The organism is Parvibaculum sp. (assembly GCF_040882025.1).
Classification (GTDB): domain Bacteria; phylum Pseudomonadota; class Alphaproteobacteria; order Parvibaculales; family Parvibaculaceae; genus Parvibaculum.
This window is the reverse complement of the sequence record NZ_JBBECC010000171.1, coordinates 3,857-6,721: the sequence shown is the minus strand read 5'-3', so window position 1 is coordinate 6,721 and position 2,865 is coordinate 3,857. Positions and strand designations below refer to the sequence as shown.

Genomic DNA, 2,865 nt, shown 5'->3' with positions numbered 1-2,865 from the left:
GTTCGTCTTGCCGCCTTGGACGTGCCATATTTGCGCTCTAGATCGCGGCAGGGCGGTGATGATGACGGAGGGGCGGAACGCCCGATGCTGAGAGTTCTATCGATCGTTGCCGGCGTCATTCTGGTGCTGCTGACCGGTGCCGTGATGGCAGGCGGCTATTATGCATGGCGCCTCAACCAGGATTTGCCGGACTACACGCGTCTCGCCAATTACGAGCCGCCGGTAACGACCCGCGTCCATGCCGGCGACGGCCAGATCATCGGCGAGTTTGCGCGCGAGCGCCGCCTTTATGTGCCGATCGCGGCGATCCCGCCGCGTCTCGTCCAGGCCTTCCTCGCCGCCGAGGACAAGAATTTCTACAGCCATGGCGGCGTCGACGCGACGGGCATCGTCCGCGCCACCATCGACAATGTCTTCAACGTGCTGCAGGACCGGCGTCTCGTCGGCGCCTCCACCATCACCCAGCAGGTCGCCAAGAACTTCCTGCTCACCAGCGACGTCACCTTCGATCGCAAACTCCGCGAGGCGCTGCTGGCGCTGCGGCTCGAACGCGCCTTTACCAAGGACCAGATTCTCGAACTCTATCTGAACGAGATCTATCTCGGTTCGGGCAGCTACGGTGTCGCCGCCGCGGCGCTGAATTATTTCGACAAGCCGCTCGACGAGCTGACCGTCGCCGAAGTCGCCTATCTGGCGGCCCTGCCCAAGGCGCCGGGCAATTATCATCCGTTCCGTTTCCGCGAACGCGCCCTGGCGCGGCGCAACTGGGTGATCTCGCGCATGGCCGAGGAAGGCTTCATCAGCGCTTTCGAGGCGGCCGAGGCGCGCGGCACGGAGCTCGACGTCACCATGCGCCCGCGCGGCATTCAGATGCGCGACGCCGAATATTTCCTCGAACAGGCGCGCCGTGAGCTGCTGGCGCAGTATGGCGAGCAGAAGCTCTATGAAGGCGGCCTCTCGGTCCGCACCACCATCGACACGGGCCTTCAGGAGATCGCCTCTGAGGCCTTGAAGAAGGGGCTGATCGCCTATGACCGCCGCTACGGCTGGGGCGGTCCGGTGGCCGAACTGGAGCCCGGCGAGAACTGGCAGGAAGCGCTGGCGGCCATGAACGTGCCGTCCGACCTCGCGCCCTGGACGCTCGCCGTTGTGCTTGATGTCGCAAGCGACCGCGTCACCATCGGTCTGCGCCCCGAACGCCTGCCGAATGGCGGCTTTTCACCCGAGATCGTCAAGAGCACGATCGACTTCGCCGACATGAAATGGGCGCGCGCCAATATCAACCGCATCCATCTCGGTCCCGAGGTGACGAAGCCCTCCGACGTCGTCAAGGTCGGCGATGTCGTCCATGTCGCGCCGCATCCGGATGAGAAGGGCCGTCATACGCTCGAACAGGTCCCCGCCGTCAACGGCGCCATCATCGCGATGGATCCGCATACGGGCCGCGTGCTCGCCATGCAGGGCGGCTTCAGTTTCGGTCTGTCGGAGTTCAACCGCGCGGTGCAGGCGCTCCGCCAGCCCGGTTCCTCCTTCAAGCCCTTCGTCTATGCCGCGGCCCTCGACAAGGGCTTCACGCCGGCAAGCCTCGTCCTCGATGCGCCTTTCGTCATCGACCAGGGCGGCGATCTCGGCCTCTGGAAGCCCGAAAACTACGAGCGCAAGTTCCACGGGCCGTCCACCATGCGTTTCGGCCTCGAGAATTCGCGCAACCTGATGACGATCCGCCTCGCGCAATATGCCGGGCCAGAGACCGTTTCCGACTATGCGCGCCGCTTCGGCATTTCCGACAATATGATACCCGTCCTCTCGATGTCGCTCGGCGCCGGCGAGACGACGCTGATGCGGCTGGCGGGCGCCTATGCGGTGCTGGCCAATGGCGGCCTGAAGGTCGAGCCGACGCTGGTCGACCGCGTCCAGGACCGGTTCGGCCGCACCATCTACAAGCATGACGACCGCGCCTGCCAGGCCTGCACGCTCGATTTCGAGGATGTGCCGGAGCCGCCGGTGCTGCCCGACAATCGCGAACGCGTCGAGGATGCGCGCACCGCCTATCAGATCACCTCGATGCTCGAAGGCGCGGTTCAGCGCGGCACCGGCACGGCCGTCAAGGCGGTCGGCGTGCCGCTCGCCGGCAAGACCGGCACCTCCAACGAGGCGCGCGACACATGGTTCATGGGCTACTCGCCCAATCTCGTCGTCGGCGTCTTTGTCGGTTTCGACGAGCCGGCGCCCCTGGGTCGCGCCGAAACCGGCGGCCGCACCGCGGCGCCGATCTTCCGCGACTTCATGACGAAGGCGATCGGCGGCAAGCCGGCCATTCCCTTCCGCGTGCCGTCGGGCATCAGCCTCGTCAAGATCGACCGCAAGACCGGCGCGCTCGCCGACGGCGACGGTCCGGGCACGATCCTCGAGGCCTTCAAGGCCGGCACCGAACCGCAACTGACCTCGGTCGCGCCGACGCTCGGTATCGCCGGCGGCATTCCGGGCGAAACCGGCCCACTCGACATGAACGAGGACATCTCGGGCGATTTCCTGCGCGGCGACATGCCCGGCGACATCAATGCCGACCGGACGCCGGGCCGTGGCGGTCCGGGTTACGACGCGCAACACCGGGCGCCTCTCCGCACGGTCGATCCCTTCGCGCTTCCCGAAACCCCGCGTGCCGAAGCGCCCTTCGCCGGCATGCCGGCCGACGACGCCGTCGCCCTCGACCGCCTCGGCGGCGGGGAGGGTGGCGACGCGCGCGACGATCCGCCCACGGAAAATTCCCCACCGCCCTCCGGCGGCTACACGGCCGACGGCCGCGCCCGCGACATCGGCTCCGGCACGGGCGGCCTCTACTGACCCTGTCCCCCGAAGCCTTGG

1 protein-coding gene is annotated in these 2,865 nt (G+C 67.0%); it reads left to right on the top strand.

The annotated features are described in order from the left end of the window. The first annotated feature begins 84 nt into the window (after positions 1-84). Positions 85-2,844, top strand: a complete 2,760-nt coding sequence (locus tag WEB61_RS12490) for a penicillin-binding protein 1A (RefSeq protein ID WP_368064665.1) — start codon at positions 85-87, stop codon at positions 2,842-2,844. The last annotated feature ends 21 nt before the right edge of the window (positions 2,845-2,865 follow it).

What these genes read in the sequence shown, in the direction of transcription:
- WEB61_RS12490 (WP_368064665.1), top strand. Translation starts at nt 85, where the DNA reads ATGCTGAGAGTTCTATCGATCGTTGCCGGCGTCATTCTGGTGCTGCTG.